1 protein-coding gene is annotated in these 2,399 nt (G+C 65.2%); it reads left to right on the plus strand.

Annotated features, from left to right (window positions below):
* The coding region (secA, locus tag RT456_RS19335) for a preprotein translocase subunit SecA (RefSeq protein WP_313349079.1) at positions 1-2,217 on the plus strand (2,217 nt) is incomplete at its 5' end.
* Positions 2,218-2,399: the final 182 nt, after the last annotated feature.

A 2,399-nucleotide genomic window follows, 5' to 3' on the forward strand; every position in this document is an offset into this window, starting at 1 on the left:
GACATCACCTACGGCACCAACAACGAATTCGGTTTCGACTACCTGCGCGACAACATGGCGCTGTCGCGTGCCGACCGTTACCAGCGCGGCCTGCACTACGCCATCGTCGACGAAGTCGACTCGATCCTGATCGACGAAGCGCGCACCCCGCTGATCATCTCCGGCCCGGCCGACGATTCCCCGGAGCTGTACATCCGCGTCAACCGCGTGGTTCCCAGCCTGATCAAGCAGGAAGCCGAAGAAGGCGAGGGCGATTTCTGGGTCGACGAGAAGGGCAAGCAGGTCCACCTCTCCGAGGCGGGCATGGAGCATGCCGAGCAGCTGCTGGTCGAGGCGGGCATCCTGGATGCCGAGACCGAAGGCCTGTACGCCGCGCAGAACCTCACCGTGGTCCACCACCTCAATGCCGCGCTGCGCGCGCATGCCATCTACCAGCGCGACGTGGATTACATCGTGCGCGATGGCGAAGTGGTGATCGTGGATGAATTCACCGGCCGTACCCTGGCCGGTCGCCGCTGGTCGGACGGCCTGCACCAGGCGGTGGAAGCGAAGGAAGGCGTGCCGGTCCAGCGCGAGAACCAGACCCTGGCGAGCATCACCTTCCAGAACCTGTTCCGCATGTACAAGAAGCTGTCCGGCATGACCGGTACGGCCGACACCGAAGCCTACGAATTCCAGAGCATCTACGGCCTGGAAGTGGTGGTCATCCCGACCAACCGCCCGACCATCCGCAAGGACTCGCCGGACCAGGTGTTCCTCAACCGCAACGGCAAGTTCAACGCCGTGCTGGCCGACATCCAGGAATGCAACACGCGCGGCCAGCCGGTGCTGGTCGGCACCACCTCGATCGAAACCTCGGAAATGCTCTCCGAGCACCTGCGCAAGGCCGGCGTGCAGCACGAAGTGCTCAACGCCAAGCAGCACGATCGCGAAGCCATCATCATCGCCAACGCCGGCATGCCCGGTGCGGTGACCATCGCCACCAACATGGCCGGTCGCGGCACCGACATCGTGCTGGGCGGTTCGCTGGAATCGCAGCTGCATGAGCTGGGCGAAGAGGCCAGCGCCGAGCAGCGCGCCCAGGTCAAGACCGATTGGCAGGCCCGCCACGACCAGGTCAAGGCGGCCGGTGGCCTGCACATCGTGGGCACCGAACGCCACGAGTCGCGCCGTATCGACAACCAGCTGCGCGGTCGTTCCGGTCGCCAGGGCGACCCGGGTTCGTCGCGCTTCTACCTGTCGCTGGAAGACAACCTGATGCGCATCTTCGCCTCGGACTGGGTCCAGAAGGCGATGCGCATGATGGGCATGAAGGAAGACGACGTCATCGAAGACCGCCTGGTCAGCCGCCAGATTGAAAAGGCGCAGCGCAAGGTGGAAGCGCACAACTTCGACATCCGCAAGAACCTGCTGGACTTCGACGACGTCAACAACGACCAGCGCAAGGTGATCTACGCCCAGCGCGACGAGCTGCTGGACGCCGAGTCGGTCAAGGACAACGTCGACGGCATCCGCGGCGACGTGATCTTCGACATCGTGGCGCGCTTCGTGCCGCCGAACTCGATCGACGAACAGTGGGACCTGCCGGGCCTGGAAGCCACGCTGGCCTCGGACCTGGGCGTGCAGATGGACGTCACCGGGCTGGTCAAGCTGCACGAGGAGCTGGACGCCGAGGCCATCGCCAACAAGGTGCAGGCGCGCGTCGACGAACACTTCGCGCAGAAGGAAGCCGGCGTCGGCGACGAGACCATGCGCGCGCTGGAGAAGCACGTGATGCTCACGGTGCTCGACCAGAGCTGGAAGGAGCACCTGGCGCGCATGGATTACCTGCGCCAGGGCATCTACCTGCGCGGCTATGCGCAGAAGCAGCCCAAGCAGGAATACAAGAAGGAAGCCTTCGAGCTGTTCTCGGAAATGCTGGAGAACGTGAAGCGCGAAGTGGTGACCCTGCTGGCGCGCGTGCGCATCCGCAGCGAAGAGGAAGTGGCCGCACTGGAACTGGCCGAGCGTCAGCAGGCCGAGGCACGCCTGCTGCAGTCGCAGTTCCAGCACCAGAACGCCGGCGGTTACGGTGCCGACGAAGAAGCGGCCGAGGTGGAGGCGCAGCGCAACGGCGTGGCCCAGGTCAGTCGCGACGAGCCCAAGGTCGGCCGCAACGATCCGTGCCCCTGCGGCAGCGGCAAGAAGTACAAGCACTGCCACGGCCAGCTGAGCTGATCAGAGCAGATGCGAAGAGAGCCCCGCGAAAGCGGGGTTTTTTTTGGTTCTTTGCCCATCTGAGGGGAGCGCGCGCTCTGAAGCAGACGCGGCTGCCGGTGGAGCGAGCGCGGGGCCGCCACGCCCTTGCCTGCGAATGTCCCTCAACAGCGGCTGCCGGTGGAGCGAGCGCGGGGCCGCCA

This window comes from Stenotrophomonas sp., assembly GCF_032099025.1.
In the GTDB taxonomy this organism is placed as follows: Bacteria; Pseudomonadota; Gammaproteobacteria; order Xanthomonadales; family Xanthomonadaceae; genus Stenotrophomonas.